Below are 19,546 nucleotides of genomic sequence, written 5' to 3' on the forward strand. Positions count from 1 at the left end.
ACGGCGCGTTGTAGCCGGAGCCTCACCCCCAGCTCCATTGCTTACGAGTACGTACGACCTTTCCAGTTGAAGCGCCGGCCCAGGAGCCGAAACCCGATCAGGCTCACCGTAAGCCAAACGGTATAAAGCTCGAAGGCAGGCAGCAGTTCCAGAGGCGCGCGCAAGCCCACGCGCCGAAAAACGATGGCAGCTAATAGCCCCTGAGCCAGCATTTTGCCCCCAGCACCGCCAACGCCGGTCCGGGTCCGGCTAGCCACGCCAAGGCAAGCACGCCCAGGTAAAAATTACCATAAACCAGCAAGCCCAGCTTCAAACCCCAAGGCAGGGCCTCGACGCCGCGCAGCCAACGCCGACGCTGGTGGAGCAAGCCCAAAGGTGTAGCAATGGGCAGGGACAGGGCCAGAACTTCGGGTCGGAATACATTGCAGAAGCCAAAGCCGCGCACTACTATGGCCTTAAACAGCTCAAAATCCTCGGTTACGGAAAAAGGCAGCGCCTCGTAGCCGCCAGTGGCCTCGTAAGCTTCGCGGGTCACGAGCATGTTATTGCCCATGGCCGTCACGGGCTTTCCCAGATCGGTCACTACCTGCACTAAGCTCAACGACAGCAGCCAATCCAAGCCCTGAAGCCGGTCGAAAAGCCGGGGGCCGCGCACAACGGTGAGGCCCGTAACGGTACCGATACCCGGCCGGGCATACGCCAGCATACCCGACAGCCAGGTGCGAGGCACGGCAATATCGGCATCGGTAATAAAGAAAAAGTCGGTGGTGGCGGCGCGGGCGAGGTGAGCCAACACATTGGCTTTGCCACGGGCGGCTCCCAACGTTTCGGTGATGGAAATACAGCGAAAAAGCCCCCCATAGCCCTGCATTGCTTCTTCGGCATGGGCACGCGTCTGGTCGGTGGAGCCATCGTCGCCGAGCAGTACTTCCACTAGCGCAGCGGGGTAATCCAGCGCCCGAACAGCACTCAGGCAGCGCCCAATAGCGGCTTCTTCGTTGCGGGCAGCAATCAGAATGCTAACGCGTGGCAACGGCTTTGCTACGGGAGCAGGCTTCGCCCCTTTTCGCAGCGCAAATAGCAGCGTTGAAACCAGCATCACCCCAAACCAAATCCCAAAATACCCTGTGAGCAGCGCCAGCATGAAATGGTGAGTGGTGAGATAGTGAATTTGCTGTTCTGTTTGCGCTATCTGAGCGGTTTGCGCCGTAATAACAGCAAACTCACTATTTCACTACTTTAAAGAGAAGCGAAGGTAAAGCCCTGCTCCGCAAAATGCGCCAGATAGCGCGGCAGCACAAAGCGCAGGTTGCGCCTGGCCTTCTGGCTATCATGAAACACGACAATATCGCCGGGGCGGGTGGCGGCTATGGACTGATGCAGGCAGCGCTCGGCGGGCAGATTTTGGTCGTAGTCCTGGGTCAGCACCGACCACATGATCAGGCGATACTGCGGACGCAAGCGGCGCAGCAGCGGCCAGGTTAGCCGACCGTAAGGCGGGCGCAGCAAGGGCCGCTTACCGGCTTCCAGCAAGCTCCGCTCCGTCAGTACTTGCTGGCACTGAGCTACATCCTGCAGATACGTAGCGCGCGAATGAGCCCAGGCGCTCAGATGATGATGGGTGTGGTTGGCGAGGCGGTGTCCTTCGGCTACCGTGCGCTGAGCAATGCTGGGGTAGCGCTGCACATTGTCGCCTACGCAGAAAAAGGTTGCGCTGGCCTTATAATCAGCTAGCTGATCGAGCACCCAGGGCGTTTCTTCGGGAATGGGGCCGTCGTCGAAGGTTAAATACAGAATACGCTCCGCCGTCGGGTGCTGCCATTCGCAACCGGGAAACAACGAATGTAAGAGAGCGGGCGGGCGAGTAAGCATAGGGTTTAATACACTGACGGATAAGATGTTATTTGTTCAATTGTTTAGCTTAGGCCATCATTCATATAGGTATAAGAAACCCCATTTACTTTTTTATTACCTCCTGCAGGCAGGACCATAGCTGCTCGGCGCTTCGCTCCCAGGAAAAACGCTGCACATTTTCCAGGCCACGCGCTATCAGGCGCTGCCGCAGCTCAGGGTTCGTATCGAGCTGCTCGAGGGCATTGGAGATGTCGGCCACATCAACAGGATCAACCAATAAAGCACCTTCCAGGCCGGCTACTTCCGGCATGGAGCTAACACGGGAGGTAATGACAGGGCAGCCGCTGGCCTGGGCTTCAACTATGGGGATACCAAAACCCTCAAAGTAAGGAACATACGCGCAGCCGCGGGCGGCGGCATACAGTTGCACCAACTCTGCGTCGCTCACGCGGCCAGTGAGCCGGACTGCCTCTCGGTGGCGCATTTGCTGGTACACTTCGAAGATGGGGCCCGCTTTCCAGGCCTGCCGCCCCACAATAAGCAGCTGCGTAGCGGAGCCCGTATGGGTCTTGAACGCCTCAAAAGCCCGCAGCAGATTGACCAGGTTTTTGCGCGGCTGCAAGGCTCCCACAAATAAAATATAGGGCTGCTGCTGGCTAAACCTGGCGCGGGTAGCGGCCTGCTCCGGAGCGGCCTGGGGGGCAAAATTGCCCCCCAGCGCATTATAAACCACTCTTATGCGGTCGGCGGCGAGGCCATAAGTCTGCATCAAATCCTGCTTGGTCGCCTCCGATACGGCAATTACCCGCGCGGAGGCCCGCACGAAGCGCGGCATAAAAAAGTGGTAGTAGCGGCGCACCAGCCAGCTTACATCCTGCGGGAAATGCTCGAACGCCAAGTCGTGGACCACCGTTACGCGGGGCACCGAGGTAGCCAGCGTGGTGAAGCCATCTGTGCTCAGAAACACGGCCGGCTTGTGCCGACGGAGCCACGCGGCTACGGCACCTTCAAACCAGGCCACAAACAGAAGCGGATGGCGGGCCGGCGGCGACAGCACGTGCGGTATTACGTTGGCGGCAAACACATAACGCGCGTCGTAGGGCCGGTCGAAAAGGAAATGAAATGTGTGCTCCGGATGCTGGCGCACCACCCGACTCAGCGTTTCAAAAGTGAAGCGTCCGATTCCCTCCAGCGTGTCGCCCGGCAACAGAAAACGGGTGTTGACGGCTATGTGTAGAGGGCTGGGGGCATTTTTGAAAAGGTTAATGAGCTATAATTTGATGTAACTTCAGCTTAAGCGGGAAGTAAAATCTTAGACCGTCATGCAGAGCAGAGCGAAGCATCTCGCGTGTTTATTTGGGTTACTAACCTCTCATCAGCACGCGAGATGCTTCGCTCTGCTCTGCATGACGGTCTAAGAGGACAGCTTTAAGCTGATTGCAGGGTGGTACTTCATTTCACGAACACAAAATTATCGGAGTCAATCTGCTCAGCTTGCAGATAGGCATCAAGGTCGGCGCAGACGATAAGTTGTCCATCGGGGCCGATGCGGTGCGATTGATAGCCTAATTCGCGGAGCAAGGCCGCTGCTTGCTGGTGGCCGGTATTATGGCGCTTGGGCTCCAGATATTCCAGCACGACGGCCGGCGCGGCGCGCTCCAGCAGCTTCACCGCCCCTTTTATCACCTTTAGCTCTGCTCCTTCCACATCAATTTTCAGCACCGCGGGCACTTGACCGGAGCGCGTGAAGAACTCATCGAGCGTCACGGCGGGCACGGTGATTTTGGTAGGCTTGAACTCCTTAAACCATTTTTCACCCTCAAACTGCTTTACATCCAGCGAGTTGAATTCGTTGTACAGAATAGGAAACTCGTAAAAGGAAATGGTTTCCTGCTGGTCAGAAACGGCGCAGTGGTGCGCCTTCACAACGGCGGCAGCGGCTACGTTTTGGCCTAACACGGCGTGGGTCGTGGCCGATGCCTCGAAGGCAATCACCTGCCCCTTTGGGCCAACCAGTCGGGCCGCCAGCAGCGAGAAGTAGCCAAAATGTGCGCCAACGTCCGCAAATACGTCACCGGGCTGCAGGCGCTGAATAAGGAAGCGAGCTAGACGAATCTCTGAATCGTGGGACTTGCCGCCGGTGAGGTAAATATCAGTACCGGCGGGCAACACGACCGTCATAGGAGTGCCAAAGAAGGTATCGGCCTGCTTCATCACACCTTTTTTGGTGGCCCGATAGCGCAGCAAACGAAACCCAATTGCATACAAGTAACGGCCCGGCGCTCGGAGCAGCCGGAGCAGCTTGGAGGCCGTTGCCAGCTGCTCTACGCGCTCGAGTTGGTGCAGCAAATCGGTATTCATAGGAACAAATCAAATACAATAGAACAAAGAGCCGGGAGTCTGGGGCGGCTTTATGGAGCGTTGGGGGGCAATTTTGCGCCGGCCCCAAGCCGCAGAAACGACTTCAGCTCAGCCAAGGGCACTAAGCCCAGCACCACACTAAGCACGCCAAAGCCAATGGTTGCCAGCAGACTTTCCAGCAGCCAGTGCAGAGCCAACGTTTGCTGCAAACCGTACCAACCCGCGCACAGCAGCAAAAAGCCCCCCAGCAGCTTTCCCAGCAACAGCCACGGCACAGCCACCCCCGCCCTATTCTGCACCAGCCACACGTAGCCACCCGACACCAGCACGGCGCAGCCGAGCGTATTCAGCGCGGCGGCTACGGCTCCAAAGCGAGGCAGTAGCATCAGGTTCAGGCCTACATTGAGTGCTAGGCTCAAGGCTACCAGCCAACTTACCGTTTTCACGTAGTGCGTACTGTTGAGCAGAGAGCTGTAGATGGCAAAGAACCCGTGCACGAGCACATTCAGGAATAATATCTTGAGGCACAGCGTCATACGGGCCAGCTCGGCGGGGTGCTGTGGGTAAACTGCCAGAATAGTACCTCTCCCCGAAACAGTACGAAGGCGCAGGCCAGCAGCAGCGGCAGCGTAACAATGCGCTGCCCAAACCACAGCAAGTCGCGCTGCTCTGAGCGGCTATTTAAAGCAGCGGCGAAGCGGGCGAAAAACAAGGGCATAATGGTCCAGACGTACATCATCACGGCATCAACCCAGCGGTAGGCACCGGCATAATAGCTGGCCTCAGCCGGCGAAGCGAGCCGTTCCAGCATCACCATATCTACCCGCTCATTGGCACCATAGAGCAGCGTTATCAGGGCGAAGGGTAGGGTTTCGCGGAGTACCATGCGCGCGTGGCCCCAGTGCCAGCGGTAGCGCACCCGCCCAAACAACCGCACCATGAGCCCATAGAGCAACACCGCAGCAAAAGCAGCGGCGGCAAACCGCATCCACACATAACCAGTTAAGGTTAAGCCACTGGGCAACAAGGCCAGCACCAAACCCAGCAGCAGCACCTTCTCCAGCACCGACAATACAGCATCGGTATTAAAGCGCTGATGCGCTTGCAGGGTGCCCCGCAAAAACTGTCCGTACTGTGTTAGCAGCAGAGCTGAGCCAATAATAGCCAGCAACGTAAGCTGCCCGCCCTGGTAGCCCACTATCCAACCCAGACCCAGCAAAGCGCCCAACGCCAGAAAGTTGAGCGAAGCACGCAGGGGCAGAATGGTCGGAAAATAGGTGGCCAGATATGTCGGCTCGGCTGCCACCCGCTTCACCGTGTAGTGCGTCAGGCCCACATCGGAGAAGGTAGCCAGGATTATGGTGAGCGACGACAAGGCCGTGAATGTGCCAAACGCCACGTGCCCAAGCTGGTTTTGCACCAGGTTCTCAACAAATACCCACCCCGGCTTTACCAACAGGTTGAGCAATACGGCAAAGCTGATGTTTCCGAGGAAGCGTTTGATACAAGTAAAGCTGAGTGGGGGGCAAAATTAAGCAAAGGTAGCAGGGCGACTCAAGGCAAGCACCGCAATCATTATATTGAGCCAGATAATAAATAAGGCCTCTGCGTGGTTGGGAAGGCAGGACTTAGGTGCGCGTTGGCAACACTTGTAGTAAGGCACAAGCCAACTATAAGCCGATTCGAGTAACTTTGTCCCCGTTTTGGCCCTTGTGACAACCGACTGCAGCAATTTGCACCGGCTTGATTCTCTAACTTCCTTTATGTCATCCCGTTCGTTCTCCCTTATGGGCTTGTGGCCCGTTATTCTTCGGTGGCGCAATCTGATTCTTTTAGCTGTCACCCTGGCTTTAGTGGTAAGTGCCCTAGTAGCGTGGCAAATGCCCAATGTCTACCGTTCTACGTCAATTTTTTATCCTACAAACCCGGAAAGCACCGACCCTGACCGCATTGTAGAAGAAGGCGGGCGTCTGGCACTGGGCGGCCGCGCCGAAGACCTAGACCGAATTATTACCATCGGTCAGTCTCAGCCTGTAGCTGCTATAATTATCAAGCGGTATAATCTGTATGAGCATTATGAGGCGGGCAAGCCAGGAACCGAAAAGGCTGACCAAGCTGTGCTCGACGAGTACACTGACAACCTGAGCATTGTGCATAGCAACCGTGACGCCATTGAGCTCGCCTTTCATGACACGGATAAGGTGCGAGCGGCTAACATTGCCAATACCCTGGTACAAGTCATCGACTCCATCAACCAGCGTCTGACCATGGAAAACCGGGGTCGTATTATTACGCTGTACCGCAATCGAACTACGTTTCTGGAGAAAGAGTCGGCCCAGGTGCGCGATAGCCTCGAAGATGCGCGGCAGCGGTACGGCATCTTCGGCCGATTAGGCCTAGAGACCGAATCCGGCTATGAATCGCGCTACCTGGCTAAAGAATTGGCCGAAACGGAAACTGAGCTACGCCGCGCTGAAGGCGAATTAGCGGCTGGTGGTGGTTCGGCAGCGCGAGTAGCCGGCCTACGACGCGCCATGCGTGGCCTTACTCAGGCAGATGGTGGCAACATTATTAACCTGGAAAACTACCTAGCGGGTGCCGACCTGGTAACTGCTCTTTACATGCGTTATGAGTCCTTACAAGAGCGTTTAGTGGAGGCACAGGCTACGTATGAGAATGCGCGCCTAGCCATCAGCAGCGACATTTCATCTATTTATGTAGTACAAAAAGCCTATCCGGCCACTCGCGAGGCTAAGCCTGTTCGGCCCCTTATCGTGCTTTCGGCCATGTTTATCACCTTTGCGCTATCCGTAATCTTTATTACGCTGCTGGAGCTTTATCGTAATAATCTGACTTTAATGAAGCCGAAGGTCGTTAACCGGTCGGAGCAGGTAGCCTAGCCAATACGAATGAAGTGGTGAAGGCATGCTATCTCACCGCACTGGGGGGGCATTTTCCCACGGACTTTTCTTACGCAAAAGCTGATCTATGGAGGGCAAATCCTCATTTCCTGCTCCTACCACTGCTATTCCTAAAACCGACCGCCGCCTGTTTTTGGCTTTCATAGGAATCGTACTGGTGGCTGGAGGCAGCGCGTTGTTCTTCGATCAACCGCTCTGGATAGCTCTGCCCCTTGCTATGGTAGGCTTAGCCGTTTTGGCTGTCGATTGGCGTTGGGTATACTATGTATTACTCTTTACCTTGGCTTTCTCAGTTGAGATTCCGCTGCCTGGCGGCCTGAGTCTCGACGTGCCTTCCGAGCCACTGATGTTGGTATTGGTGGCCTGTTTTGGGGTAAATACCCTGCTAGGTCGCGCTAAGATTCCCCGCCGATTCTGGGTACATCCGTTGGTTATCCTGATCGGCCTAGCCCTGCTCTGGTCGATGGTAGCTACCCTAGTTTCAGTTGATACTGTCAAGTCGATCAAGTATTTACTGGCCAAAACATGGTACATCATTCCATTCGTTTTTGTGACGCTCCTTATCTTGCGGCGGCCCAAAGACATTTGGGGTGTAGTCGCCTGCCACGTTGCCGGAGCTACCCTTACGGCCGTCTACGCCTTCGTGCGCCACGCTGGGCTCGGCTTCTCATTTGATGGCATTAATCCCGCTGTACTGCCCTTTTACAAAAACCACGTTGCCTACGCGGCCACCATCTCCATGCTGCTTCCTTATGCTTTGTATGGGGCGCGTCGGCCGGAGCTGAGCTCGTTTTGGCGCTGGCTGTGGCGGGGGGCATTTGTGATGCTGCTGTTGGGCGTGTTCTTCTCCTACACGCGCGCTTCTATGGCCTCGCTGCCGCTAGCCATAGGCTTCTACTTTATTGTTCGCTGGCGGCTAACACGAGTAGTACTGGTAGCGGTAGCCATAGCCACAGCGGTGGGTACCTATTACTTTGTGAATCAGAATAACTACATGCTGTATGCGCCCAACTTCGAGAAAACCGTATTCAACGGCCAAGACTTTGGCAAGCACCTACAGGCAACCTACAATCTAGAAGACCTCTCCGGTATGGAGCGTGTGTACCGTTGGGTGGCAGCCGGTCATATGATCAGCGACCGACCCATCATGGGTAGCGGCCCCAACACGTTTTACCCCGAATACAAGCGCTACACGGTATCGAGCTTCCGCACCTACGTCAGCCACAACCCCGAAAAATCAACGACGCATAATTATTTTCTGCTCATGCTTGCCGAGCAGGGTATTGCTGGCTTTCTCCTGTTTACCCTCCTCGTTGTTACGGCTCTGCTTATGGTAGAACGCCTTTACCATCGTAGCCAGTCGGCTGAGCACAGACGCATTGTACTAGCGGCCGGCTTGTCGCTTTTTATCATCACTGCTCATTTGTTACTCAACGAGTTGGTGGAGGTCGATAAAATAGGCTCCTTCTTTTATATCGCGTTAGCCATTCTCATGCGAGCAGAAGGCTGGATCAGAGACGAGAACGTAGCGCTTGAGGAATAAGATATTCCACAAAAAAGCCCCCAGCTAATAATTGGGGGGCTTTTTTGTGAAATAGTGTTGTTACTTAAACCGACAGCTCAGGATAGTTACGTCGTCGGCGAAGGAGTTGCCATCCTCGTTGAAAGCTTCGATTTCTTTGAGAATTTCCTGGTGCAATACTTTCAGCGGCAAGTAGCGGGCACGATGCAGGAACTCGATTACGCCCTCTTCGCCGTACTCTTCACCGGCCGCATTAAACACTTCCGTCAGGCCGTCGGTGTAGGTAAGCAGCAGAGAGCGAGGCGGTACCATGAGCGACTGCACGTGCAGAAATGGCAAATCCTCGAAGATACCCAGCATAGTTGTGCCTTCCGATAGCAGCTGGTGCGGGCCGGAGTCGGGCAGTAGAATGGCGGCATTATGGCCGGCGCTCACGTATTGCAGCTCGCGGGTAGCGCGGTTATAAATGCCGAAAAAAGCCGTGATAAACTTCTCTGACACGGCATTGCGATAAATCAGGTTATTCAACTCCGATACTACCGTGGAAAGGTCGGCTTGTTGGCGCAGCAGCGTACGCAGCCCCGCCTGGAAGTTCGACATGAGCAGCGAAGCCGGTACTCCCTTGCCCGAAACGTCGGCCACACAGAACAGAAACCGATTAACATCGATGTTTACTACATCGTAATAATCGCCTCCTATGGCCGTATGAGGCACATAGCTGGCACATACCGCCACACCAGCATCGTTGGGCAGCTGGCGGGGGAAAAGCATAGTTTGCACTTCCTGGGCAATCTCGATTTCCTTGCGCATGGCCGCCGACTCGATGCGCTGCTTCGCCAGGCGGCGGTTCTGAATAGCGCCTACCAGAATATTGCTGAGGGTTTCCAGAAACTTGGTGGCCTCATCGCTGACGTAATCGGCCTGCACGTTGCCTATGAGCACGTAGGCCAGCACGTTGCCGTTGTTCACGACCGGAATGACGGTTTCCAGATTTTGCCACTCCGGACCCAAGTTCAGGGCGGGCACCGGACAAGGGGTGGTAATACAGTTGTCGCTAATGGCCTCAGGAAGCTGGATACGCCGGAAATCAGCCAGATCGGACCCAAACGACACCATACAGGCCCACTCCCCTTCTTCCTTCACGTACAGCACCAGCCGACGAATATTGAGCTGTCCGAGCAGGGTAAACTGAAATATTTTGTAAAGCGCGTCTTCCGTGGGGTCGTGATTGATAGCTTGGGTAATTTCCAGCAGTGCATTCAGTTCCCGCTCCCGTAAGAAGAGCTTTTTTTCTGGCGACATGGCCTGCAGAGTAGGCATGGAGTAAGTAGTGTGTTGTGGACTGCACGCAGCGCAAAGGCTGCTGCCCAAGGAGTAAGAATGAATACTCTCTACGTGCAGTTGTGTTGAAAGTACTTCAAAATACTAACTGATGCTAGCAATTTCGCCGCAGCGAGGCGCTAGCTCAGCGGTGTTTTGGGGTCGTAGGCGTCGCGCAGCCCATTTCCTAACAGATTGAAACTGAGCACCAATAGGCTTATGGCTAACCCTGGCAACAGCGTAAGCCATAAGCCGGCCTCTGTGCCCAAAAGCTGGAAGCCTTCATTCACCATCAAGCCCCAGGAAGGGGCCGGGGGCTGCACGCCAAGTCCCAAAAAGCTCAGGCCCGCTTCCAGCAGAATGGCCGCCGCAAAGTTACTGGTTGCAATTACAATAAGTGGCCCGGTCATGTTGGGCAGCAGGTGGCGGGCAATGAGGCGGCTTTGGGGCAAGCCCAATACGCGGCCCGCTTCTACGAAGGTTTTCTCGCGCAAGCTCAACATTTGCCCCCGCACCACGCGGGCCACATCAACCCACATAGTAAGGCCCACAGCCACAAAGGAGGTCCAGACGCCCTTGCTATCAAGGGCCAGCGAAATGGCAATAACCAGCATGATGCCCGGAATGCTCCATACCACCGTCATCAGGCCCATCAGCACGCTATCGACCCACCCGCCTACGTAGCCCGCCACGGCCCCAATGAGCATGCCCAGCGTAAGCGAAATCAGCACCGCTACCAGCCCGATACCCAGCGAAATGCGCGTACCCAACAGCAAGCGGCTCAGCATGTCGCGCCCCGATTTGTCGGTGCCCAGCCAGTACGTGCGGTGAATGATGCGCTCATTTTCCACGGTGTTTCTTAACTCGGATTGGGGGGCATTTTTGCCCCCAGCTCGGCCAGAGAGTAGCGCGTGGGCAAATCGGCGAGGGCCGAGTGGTTGCGGTAGGGCTGAATCCGCACCGAATCGCCAACTACCTTATACCCGCCAATAGGCACTTCCTGAAAGCGCGGCGCGCGGCCCCGGAGCCAGGTACGGAAGATATTATCCGAATCGGTGCTCTGCGCGGCTTCGGGCAAGGGCGGCGCAGCACGGTGGCTGAAAAACCTGGCGGCTCCTTTTGCAGCTGCACCAAGCCGTTATTGGCATTGGGCGAGTTGTCGGGCAGCACCCAGTAGCCGGCCAGCGCTATCAGCGTACAAATCAGGATGAAGCCCAGCCCAAACATAGCCGGCCCATTGCGCCACAGGCGGCGGCGCACATAATAACCAGGCGGCCGGGCCGGCGGCGTGGCGGGCGCTACGGGCGCCAAAACCGGGGCAGCCGTCGCCATTAGCGGGTATTGTGGGCCAACAAACCGGCTTTGGTGGCCAGATAGAAACTGTCGCGGCTGATGGCGCCGAAGGACGTGGTTTCGTAGGCCTGCTCGGTGTCGGGGTCCGGGTAGAACGACTTGATGTACTCCTGCTCCAGCAAGTTGCGTAGCCCTTTTTCGAGAGCTAAGGCAGAAAGACCTGTTTTTTGCAGCAAATCGCGGAAGGAAGTGACGAAGTACAGCTCGTCGAGGATATCAAATTCGGAATCAGTCACGGCAGCGGGCTTCGGGGCAGAAGAATGGAAAGCAAATGTACTGTCAGCGGGCGGGATTCTTATGTAAGCTCTTTTACCTTATACTTCTATTCCTATTGACTACAGTACACAACACTGCTTTTCATACTTTCTATCTCAATGTATTTAACCAACTGCGTAACCTCCGCATCGGTAAGCGCGAAGCTAGGCATCTCCTGTTTCTGGTACTGGTTATAGATTTTCACGGCGTATGCGTCGCCAGCGGCAACCATTTTACTGGAATTTTGAATCCAGGAAATAAGCCAGGAAATCGGGCGACGTTCGTGTATATCTTTCAATGCTGGACCCACTACTACTTCGTTAATAGTGTGGCATTGAACACAGTTAGCTTTAAATAGCTTGTCGCCAACAGCTACGGCAGCTGCATCAGCTTCTGATAAGTTTTCCATCAGTGGATCAGAAGCCGGCAGATACGCCAACGCGATAGAATCAGGAACGCGCTCCAAACCTTCGCTAGTCACGCGCATCACGCCATATTCCGTTACAACAATAGAATCGAGAGCCGCTACTTCAGTGCTGTTGTCAACTGTGAAGGCAGCATCATTCGGCTCATACAATAGCCCGGCGGCGGAAAGAAACAAGACGCCTAGGGTACATACCAGCAGGGCGATGCCGACCGGAAAAATCCCAGCTAATAGCGCTTTTCTCATGACAGTGGAAGCCGTGTTGGGGCCGTTGTTAACAGCGGATAAGGTCGCCGACAAATGCCGAGAACTCAACTGATTTGCCCGCTTTATTTCGTCCTTCTCCCCTTCCAAACATAGTCGCCGCGCAAGCCCAGCAAGCCTGTCAGCAAAGCATACGGCGCATAAGCAACCTGAAGCAGCCCGATGTAGCGCAGCCACCGCTGCCGGCCGAAAAAGCGGAGCACAGGAGTCAGAAACCACGCATCGGCGCTGAGCTTTGTTACCCACGCAGCCGAGGCCCAGAGCCATAGATGGGGATACCCCACAAGCAGCAACAGGCTCACGAATAAGCTCACATTTGCTCCGAGCACCAGCAAAGCCAGCCGCTGGGGGCTTTTTGCTGATAGTGCCGCCACTTGCTGGCCCACCGTACCCGCTGCGCCAGCAGGGCGCGCAGCGTGGGCGGCCTGGAGGTGCGCACGATGGCGTGTGGAGTTTTCAAAAACAGGATGCTGCCGGGAAAAACAGCGTGCAGCTTGTGGAGCAAGAACTCATCGTCGCCGCTGGCCACGTGCTCGTTGCCGGCAAAGCCCTGCACGGCGGCAAAGGCATCGCGGCGGTAAGCTAGGTTGGCGCCGTTGCACATGGTAGGCTGGCCCCGGCCGATGCTGGCCGCCCCTACTCCAATAAGGCCCGCAAATTCCAACCCCATCAGGTTGTTTAACAGAGAATTGCCCCCCGTAAGCAGCACTGGCCCACTAACGAACTGTACTGCCATATCAGCTTGAATTAGGGTATTATAGCTGCTCAGCCAGTCGTGGCCCACGCGGCAGTCGGCATCGGTGCAGACCACCCAAGGGGCGCGGGCGACGCTCAGGGCGGCTTGCAGGGCGGCTTTTTTGCCGGTTGGGGCGCCGGGCTGGGCTTGCAGCTGTATGAGACGGAGCGCGAACGAGCTACGCGCAGCCGCGGCCTGCACGATGGCGGCAGTGTCGTCGGTGGAGTCATCATCTACTACAATGACCTCAAACCGGGCCGCGGACAGGGTTTGCTCGGCTAGGTCATCGAGGAGACAAGGCAGCGTGAGAGCTTCGTTGCGGGCGGCCACGAGCACGGAAAACCGGGGCTCATCGGCGACGTGGGTGGGCGTCGGGCTTGGCTGCTTCAAGAGTGTTGGCAGCTGCTGCCAGCTTCGGCGCAGCCGCACCATCAGGACGGCATAAAGCGCCGGCAGAACCAATAAAAAAGCCCCCCAGCCACTCATAAAGCTGGCGTAGGCCGCTGGGGGGCTTTTTTCTTGCGAAACACTTTCAGACGAAGCACAAACAGCAATCCAGTGGCGCTGGGCAAGGCAATATTGAGCACCCACAAGCTCAGGCTGGCGCTTAATACCGGCAAAGCTGGCTGCTCCAGCAAACCGAACAAATGCGTGGCCGATAGCTCGCGCACGCCTACATCGGCCAAAGCGTTGAGCGAAGGAATCAGAGATTTCAGCAAGAAGGTGCTACTGATGGCCGCGAGCGCCGGTCCGAAGCTGGGCCGGGCCCCATACGCTACCAGCAGCAGCCCAAATTGCAAACAGAAAACCGCATACCGCAGCCCCGAGATGGCTAATACCGCGTGCAGCGCCCGCGCCGGATAAGTAGGCATCACGGCCAGAAACGGTTGCAAGCGCCGCAATGGCCGCACCAGCCCCAAGGCCGTCAGCAGCAGGCGCGAGCGATACAGGGGCAGCAGCACAGCGGCGTTAATCAGGAATGCAGCAACCACCAACCCTAAGCCAGTAGCCGGATATTCAGCCACATAAAACGTCAGCAGAAAGTACAGCAGACCTATGGTTCCGGCCAGCACCGTGACTACCAGCTGGCAGTAGCGACCCAGAAAAACGGCCCCCAGCGCATCCAGCCGCCGACTTTTCAGCTCCATAATCCGGCCAGCGTAGTCGCCCACCCGATTGGGCGTTACGAAGCCCAGCGTAAGGCCCACCAGCACCGCCCGGAAGCTGCGCCGATACGAAACCGGCTCCAGATGCCGCGCCAGACGCCACCATTTCCAGGCTTCCAGGCCCCAATTGACGGGCACCAACGCCAGAGCCAGCAGCACCGGCCCGCGCCCCGCTCCGCTCAGCGCCGACGTCAGCAGGCCGCGCCAGGCCGCCGCCGTATCGGGCGTAGTAAACACGGAATGGTAGAGCAGACCCAGGGTCAGGGCGGTGATCAGTAGCTTGCCCAGCACCACCAGCACCCGGCGGCGGGTAGCACGTTCCAGCTTTTGAGCGTAGTTTTGTAGAAGGTGGTTGGGCAAAGCGGGTAGCACGCATTCAGTTGAAGGCGGCAAGTTACCGATGGAAATCCAAGGATAGGCTTGCGCCCCGCTACCGCCTACCCTTAAGCCCCATGATTCTGCCCGTTACACCTACCGACCTGCTGCCCAAAATTATCATGGGCGTCGACCCCGGCACCAATATTATGGGCTACGCCCTGATTGAAGTGCAGGGCCAGCGCGTGAAGGTGCTGCAATACGACGTGATTGATATGCAGAAAATGGGCTCCAATCATGCCCTCAAGCTCAAGAAGATATTTGAGCGGATGCTGGAGTTGATCGACGAGTATTTGCCCGATGAGCTGGCCATTGAAGCTCCATTCTATGGCGTAAACGTGCAGAGCATGCTCAAGCTGGGCCGGGCGCAGGGCATGGCCATTGCCGCCTGCCTTTCCCGCCAGATTCCGTACGTGGAATACGCACCTACCAAAGTAAAGCAATCGGTAACGGGCACGGGCACAGCCACGAAGGAACAGGTAGCCCACATGCTGCGCCAAACGCTGACGCTGCCCCCATTGCCGAAGCCTCCAAGTTTCTGGACGCCACCGATGCGCTGGCCGTGGCGCTTTGCCACCACTATCAGAAAGGCAATAATCTGAAAGCGGGGGGCAAAAGCTGGGGCAAGTTCCTGGCCGACAACCCCGACAAGCTGGCCACAGTAGCGCGCAAGAAGCCCGCTGCCAAAACAAAGTAAATCAGCTAGTTACTCACATGAAGTGCCAGCCTGTCCGCTCTACTTCCCTCAAAGCCGTAGGCTACGACCCCGCCACCCTGACACTGGAAATTGAGTATCGCAACGGGCGGCTGGTGCGCTATACGGGCGCCAGCGCGGCAGTACATCAGGCGCTGCTGACGGTGCCGGGCAAGGCGTTGTTTGTGGAGCAGGTGGTGGAGAAGAGCGGCTACATCCGCGAACAGGTAGAATAAAGATTAGAAGTGGTTTGCGCTAGCTTCTCCGCCAACGAAACGGGGTAGAGATGCAAGATTTTGCGTCTCTACCCCGTTTCGTTGGCGCGGTTGCGGTCGTTCAACGACGAGACGCAAAATCTTGCGTCTCTACCCCGTTCTACTATTCAAACTTTAGCGCGAAGCTCTTCGCGCTACACTCCCAATTCAATCTCACCCTTCAGATAAGTTACGGCGTAGCCGCTGATCAGCACCCGGTCGCCGCGCAGCTCGCACCACAGGTCGCCGCCGCGGGGCGAAACCTGACGGGCGCGCAATTCGGTTTTGCCCAGCTTTTCGGCCCAATATGGGATGAGCGTGGTGTGGGCTGAGCCCGTCACCGGATCTTCGGGAACACCCACGCGGGGGCCAAAAAAGCGTGATACAAAATCGATGTCGCCGCTGCCGGGCGCCGTCACGATAACGGCCCGGTACGGCACTTCTGCCAGGTGCAGCTGATTGGGATGAATGGCGCGTATCTCTGCTTCGGAGTTAAACAAAGCCACCAGATCGGGGCCGGCCAGCAGCTTCAGGGGCGTAGCACCAAGGCCATCAATCAGGCCATCGGGTGCGGTGGCCAGCGGCTGGGGCGGCCGACTCGGAAAATCCAGCGTGAGGCGGCCATTCTCCTGCTGAGTGACGCGCAAAGGGCCGCTTTTGGAGTGAAACGTGATTTCTGTGCCCTTGAAATTCAGGTGGCGCAACAGCACATGGGCCGAGGCCAGCGTGGCGTGCCCGCACAGCTCGACCTCCACAGCCGGCGTAAACCAGCGGATTTCGAAATGGCCATCTGTGCCGGGCTGGGGGGCAAAAAAGGCGGTTTCGGCGAGGTTGTTTTCGGCGGCAATGGCCTGCATGGTGTCGGCGGGCAGCCACTCCGTGAGCGGGCAAACTGCGGCCGGGTTGCCGGCGAAGATGCGGTCAGTGAAGGCGTCTATTTGGTAGAGAGGCAGTAGCATAGAAGATCGTGGGGGGCAAAATATGCGGTAAGGATACGCTGCTGAGCGAATAGCACAAATCAAAAGTAGAAGGAATAGCCAGCATAGAAAAAAATTCGTAAAATAGGTAAGTGGGTTCGCGCCTACCCGAAAATGCTTTCTTATGTAGCTGAACGGTATTTATTCACTGCTATTCAGTTCCCGTTGGGCTCAAGCGCCGCCCTTATTCTATCCTCCTCTCCACGCCGCATGCTAAACGAACAACTACTCTATCGCTGCCATGAAAAACGTGCTACTGGCCCTGGGCTTGTTGGCGTTTACGCCACCTTTATTAGCTCAAATACCAACTAACAGCTACGCTGTTACTTCTATCGGCACAGCCGCCCAACGTAACCCATCGGTTCTTCAGCTAATTCTTCCCAGTGGGCAGATGCAGCAAATCAGAACATTAGAAGCCCCGGATGGTGCTACTATATTTGACGGACTCGGACATAACTCCTCCGATCCGAGCAGCCTGTTTGCCATGAACGCGATTCTGGCAACTCCGCTTTCGGCCCCCAACCTGTACCGCATCGACCGGGAAAGTGGCCTTACCACCGTGCTAGGCGATATTGAGACACCACCGGCTCCATTCGGCAGCATATCTACGGCCTTCAACTTTATAGCGGCCGGCGGAGATAATTCCGATTATTACATAGCGGGGTTGGCGGTAAGTGTGCGGTTCGAGCTTGATTTTTCCGTCTTCCCTCCTGTTTTGCGCCCTGTCTTAAGCAACCCGCGCTTCTATGTAGGTGAGCTAGAGCTAAATTCGCCTAACCCAACCAACGCCATCTGGCGCCTAGCCGACACCAGCGACCCAGCCGCGGCCGCGATTATCAATAATTACCTGACGGCAATCAATGCCAACCCCGCCAACCCAAACCTTAGCGGCGGGCCCCGCGACTGGGTGTTTGTGCGGGAAAATGGGGCACCAACGCTGAAAAGCTATCTGGGTGTGGAGGGGCAGCTACTGACGGTGAGCAACATACGCAGCGCGCCGGTAGTGCGCGTAACTACCCCTGCCGTGCCGCTGCCCGTTAGTGCCGAGCTAGGCGCTATGTTCTCCGGCGAAAACAATACGCTGTATGCTATTAACACCGATGGTGGCCCCAATGCTGGTGAGATATATCAGATTGACGCCACTACGGGCAACTACCTGAATGTAACGCTGAACTCTGGCGTTGGCCTCTTCCGCGGCGACGCTACAACTATCCTTCCCAACAGGCCGCTGCCCGTAACGCTCACCAGCTTCGAGGCCCGCGCCGAACGGGCCAGCGTAGCGTTGCGCTGGGCCACGGCTACTGAAGAAGGCACCGATAATTTCCGCGTGGAGCGCAGCACCGACAACGGCCAGACCTGGGCCGCCATTGGCTCAGTGAAAGCCAAAAATGCCCCCCAGGGCCGCACGTATTCCTTCGTAGATGATGCGCCCCAAACGGGCCTGAACTACTATCGGCTTGCCATTCTGGACTTCGATGGGAGCTTGGCCTTTTCGCCCGTCAGGTCAGTGGACTTCCGGGCGGCGCAGCAGACAATCAGCGTTTATCCTAATCCGGCACAGGACTACTTTGCCGTAGAATTGCCACAACTGGCCGCGCCTGGCAGCACGCTGCAAGTGCACAACAGCCTGGGCCAGCAAATCTGGACGCAGCGCCTGGAAGGGCAGCGCACGGTGCGCGTAAACACGCAAAGCTGGGCCGCCGGCGTCTACCACTTGAAGGTCTCGACCAACGGCCGGTCCGAAGCGCAGAAGCTGGTCATTCAGCCTTAACCCAAAAAAGCCCCCCAGATTAAGTCTGGGGGGCTTTTTTTTATACAACTACGTCCAGTAAAGCACGGGCGCCTGCGGGAAGCGCTGCTGCCACTCTTCGTAGAAGAACTGCTTGAGCGTGCGCATGTCGTCGGGCTGGTACACGTATTTCACGCCCCCAAACTTGTTGCGCTTCTGGGCGCGCGTGCTCTCATCCAGGTCCAGCGACATGTTCGGGTACCATTGCTGCAACACGTCCTTAGAGCCGGGCGTGAAGCGGTGGCTGATAAACTCGGCCGTGAGGTCGCACTCAAAATCGAGGGTGGCGGCCAGACGGTCGAGCAGGTGGCGGTAATGGTCGCGCCAGTCGGGAATAGGCATAATGGGCGCCACCACGGCTCCTACGCGGTAGCCGCCTCCGCCCTGCTCGCGGGGCAACGCCAGCTGGCGCATGGCGCGCAGCCGCGCTTCCAGCGAGGCCGTACCGCCTTCCAGACGGCGCGTTACGGGCTCCGCGTTCAAACTGATCCGGGCGCGCACCTGCCCATTATGGGGCAAGTCCAGCAATGGTTCTACCTGATCATACTTGGTTACGAAACGCAGTTGCGCGCCCTCGCGGGTGCCAAAGTAGCGAATGCACTCAGCCAGGCTGCCGGTCAGGTGCTCAATGCCGAGCACATCGGTATAGCAACTCACTTCAAAGGTCGTCAGCTTGCCGGGTTGCTCATATTGCGCCGTGTTCTGGAGCATCTGGGGCAGGTTGGCGTAAGCGCGCACCACCGGCGGACCTTGCAGACTACCAGCCAGATAGCAGTATTGACAGTGCGCGGGGCAACCTTCGGCCAGGTTCATTTGCCAGTCGGCGGAAGGTGGAATGGGCTGAAGGCGGAAGGCGCTCGGGGGGGCTTTTACCACGGCCAGCGTGTTCTTGGCGTTGCGGTAGGTTTCACGCTCGTCGGCACCGCGCAGGCCGGTAAGGCGGTTGCTCTTGAGTATTTCGATGGGCAGGCCGGCCGCGCTGATGCGCTCAAACATCTGCTGGCCAAACTCTTCTTCCAGCGCATCGGGCGTAAACAGCACCCGCTTGGGCAGCCACACCCGCGCCGAACGCGTGAGAATAGAAGGCTGCGGCGCGGGGGTTTCAGTAAGTACAGGTAACGAATCGAACAGGGATAGCTGGGGGGCTTTTTCGAGCATCAGGAGCTGGTTTTGGCTTGCTCTTGACAACGTTTCGCGGGCCATTTTAGGTCCTTCGGATCGGAATTAAGCACCATCATAGCCTACGGTTTTCACCTTGTTTATCAGTTACTTACAACATTC

The 19,546-nt window shown here is 56.9% G+C and carries 22 protein-coding genes and 1 pseudogene; 5 read left to right on the top strand and 18 right to left on the bottom strand.

Translation table 11 applies throughout. The annotated features are described in order from the left end of the window. Positions 1-41 precede the first annotated feature (41 nt). From H9L05_RS00185 to H9L05_RS00215, 7 genes are all read right to left on the bottom strand, one after another. Positions 42-212, bottom strand: coding sequence for a hypothetical protein (locus tag H9L05_RS00185; protein ID WP_187732543.1), 171 nt, complete (start codon positions 210-212; stop codon positions 42-44). Beyond that, positions 191-1,144: a glycosyltransferase gene (locus H9L05_RS00190; RefSeq protein ID WP_187732544.1), complete on the bottom strand. Its 954-nt coding sequence runs from the start codon at positions 1,142-1,144 to the stop codon at positions 191-193. Before H9L05_RS00190 ends, H9L05_RS00185 begins: the two co-directional genes overlap by 22 nt. A gap of 95 nt (positions 1,145-1,239) precedes the next feature. Then, entirely contained in the window at positions 1,240-1,872 is a 633-nt protein-coding gene (locus H9L05_RS00195) for a polysaccharide deacetylase family protein (protein WP_187732545.1), read from the bottom strand. Positions 1,873-1,957: 85 nt separating this feature from the next. Beyond that, on the bottom strand, positions 1,958-3,061 hold the full coding sequence (locus H9L05_RS00200) for a glycosyltransferase family 4 protein (RefSeq protein WP_187732546.1): 1,104 nt from the start codon (positions 3,059-3,061) through the stop codon (positions 1,958-1,960). Between the two features lie 245 nt (positions 3,062-3,306). Next, positions 3,307-4,215, bottom strand: coding sequence for an FkbM family methyltransferase (locus H9L05_RS00205; RefSeq protein ID WP_187732547.1), 909 nt, complete (start codon positions 4,213-4,215; stop codon positions 3,307-3,309). 50 nt (positions 4,216-4,265) lie between these two features. After that, entirely contained in the window at positions 4,266-4,751 is a 486-nt protein-coding gene (locus tag H9L05_RS00210; protein WP_187732548.1) for a polysaccharide biosynthesis C-terminal domain-containing protein, read from the bottom strand. Further along, positions 4,748-5,683: an oligosaccharide flippase family protein gene (locus H9L05_RS00215; RefSeq protein WP_187732549.1), complete on the bottom strand. Its 936-nt coding sequence runs from the start codon at positions 5,681-5,683 to the stop codon at positions 4,748-4,750. Before H9L05_RS00215 ends, H9L05_RS00210 begins: the two co-directional genes overlap by 4 nt. Positions 5,684-5,978: 295 nt before the next feature. On the opposite strand from H9L05_RS00215, the gene H9L05_RS00220 reads away from it, so the two are divergent. Next, positions 5,979-7,115 (top strand): GumC domain-containing protein, encoded by a 1,137-nt coding sequence (locus H9L05_RS00220; RefSeq protein ID WP_187732550.1) that lies wholly within the window; start codon positions 5,979-5,981, stop codon positions 7,113-7,115. Positions 7,116-7,203: 88 nt separating this feature from the next. After that, the gene (locus tag H9L05_RS00225) at positions 7,204-8,679 is read left to right on the top strand and encodes an O-antigen ligase family protein (protein WP_187732551.1); all 1,476 of its coding nucleotides are present in this window, start codon (positions 7,204-7,206) and stop codon (positions 8,677-8,679) included. A 60-nt stretch (positions 8,680-8,739) separates the two neighbouring features. Here H9L05_RS00225 and H9L05_RS00230 read toward each other — a convergent pair whose 3' ends face one another. The 9 genes from H9L05_RS00230 to H9L05_RS00270 form a co-directional block, all read right to left on the bottom strand. Beyond that, positions 8,740-9,978: a PP2C family protein-serine/threonine phosphatase gene (locus H9L05_RS00230; RefSeq protein ID WP_187732552.1), complete on the bottom strand. Its 1,239-nt coding sequence runs from the start codon at positions 9,976-9,978 to the stop codon at positions 8,740-8,742. A gap of 140 nt (positions 9,979-10,118) precedes the next feature. Next, a complete protein-coding gene (locus H9L05_RS00235) occupies positions 10,119-10,829 on the bottom strand; it encodes an ABC transporter permease (RefSeq protein WP_223284628.1) in 711 nt (236 codons plus the stop codon). 8 nt (positions 10,830-10,837) lie between these two features. Next, positions 10,838-10,975, bottom strand: coding sequence for a hypothetical protein (locus H9L05_RS00240; protein WP_187732553.1), 138 nt, complete (start codon positions 10,973-10,975; stop codon positions 10,838-10,840). Beyond that, positions 10,951-11,310 (bottom strand): hypothetical protein, encoded by a 360-nt coding sequence (locus H9L05_RS00245; protein ID WP_187732554.1) that lies wholly within the window; start codon positions 11,308-11,310, stop codon positions 10,951-10,953. The genes H9L05_RS00240 and H9L05_RS00245 overlap by 25 nt, the downstream gene beginning before the upstream one ends. Beyond that, a complete protein-coding gene (locus tag H9L05_RS00250) occupies positions 11,310-11,567 on the bottom strand; it encodes a GAS domain-containing protein (RefSeq protein ID WP_187732555.1) in 258 nt (85 codons plus the stop codon). Before H9L05_RS00250 ends, H9L05_RS00245 begins: the two co-directional genes overlap by 1 nt. Before the next feature lie 92 nt (positions 11,568-11,659). Then, positions 11,660-12,310, bottom strand: coding sequence for a c-type cytochrome (locus tag H9L05_RS22795; RefSeq protein ID WP_223284629.1), 651 nt, complete (start codon positions 12,308-12,310; stop codon positions 11,660-11,662). A 29-nt stretch (positions 12,311-12,339) separates the two neighbouring features. Next, positions 12,340-12,588, bottom strand: a complete 249-nt coding sequence (locus H9L05_RS00260; RefSeq protein ID WP_187732556.1) for a hypothetical protein — start codon at positions 12,586-12,588, stop codon at positions 12,340-12,342. Then, entirely contained in the window at positions 12,585-13,496 is a 912-nt protein-coding gene (locus tag H9L05_RS00265) for a glycosyltransferase (RefSeq protein WP_187732557.1), read from the bottom strand. The genes H9L05_RS00260 and H9L05_RS00265 overlap by 4 nt, the downstream gene beginning before the upstream one ends. Further along, the gene (locus H9L05_RS00270; RefSeq protein WP_223284630.1) at positions 13,493-14,536 is read right to left on the bottom strand and encodes a lysylphosphatidylglycerol synthase transmembrane domain-containing protein; all 1,044 of its coding nucleotides are present in this window, start codon (positions 14,534-14,536) and stop codon (positions 13,493-13,495) included. The genes H9L05_RS00265 and H9L05_RS00270 overlap by 4 nt, the downstream gene beginning before the upstream one ends. Positions 14,537-14,700: 164 nt before the next feature. Here H9L05_RS00270 and ruvC point away from each other — a divergent pair. Both ruvC and H9L05_RS00280 read left to right on the top strand, forming a co-directional pair. Next, positions 14,701-15,248, top strand: a pseudogene (ruvC, locus tag H9L05_RS00275) (crossover junction endodeoxyribonuclease RuvC). 17 nt (positions 15,249-15,265) lie between these two features. After that, positions 15,266-15,481 (top strand): KTSC domain-containing protein, encoded by a 216-nt coding sequence (locus tag H9L05_RS00280; protein ID WP_187732558.1) that lies wholly within the window; start codon positions 15,266-15,268, stop codon positions 15,479-15,481. A gap of 173 nt (positions 15,482-15,654) precedes the next feature. On the opposite strand, the gene H9L05_RS00285 is transcribed toward H9L05_RS00280, so the two are convergent. After that, on the bottom strand, positions 15,655-16,458 hold the full coding sequence (locus H9L05_RS00285; protein WP_187732559.1) for a PhzF family phenazine biosynthesis protein: 804 nt from the start codon (positions 16,456-16,458) through the stop codon (positions 15,655-15,657). A 259-nt stretch (positions 16,459-16,717) separates the two neighbouring features. Between H9L05_RS00285 and H9L05_RS00290 the strand changes: the two genes are divergently transcribed. Next, positions 16,718-18,247: a T9SS type A sorting domain-containing protein gene (locus H9L05_RS00290; RefSeq protein WP_187732560.1), complete on the top strand. Its 1,530-nt coding sequence runs from the start codon at positions 16,718-16,720 to the stop codon at positions 18,245-18,247. Between the two features lie 48 nt (positions 18,248-18,295). Here H9L05_RS00290 and H9L05_RS00295 read toward each other — a convergent pair whose 3' ends face one another. Then, positions 18,296-19,468: a spore photoproduct lyase family protein gene (locus tag H9L05_RS00295; RefSeq protein WP_223284631.1), complete on the bottom strand. Its 1,173-nt coding sequence runs from the start codon at positions 19,466-19,468 to the stop codon at positions 18,296-18,298. Between the last annotated feature and the right edge of the window lie 78 nt (positions 19,469-19,546).

Origin of the sequence: Hymenobacter qilianensis (assembly GCF_014489555.1) — a bacterium.
Lineage (GTDB): Bacteria > Bacteroidota > Bacteroidia > Cytophagales > Hymenobacteraceae > Hymenobacter > Hymenobacter qilianensis.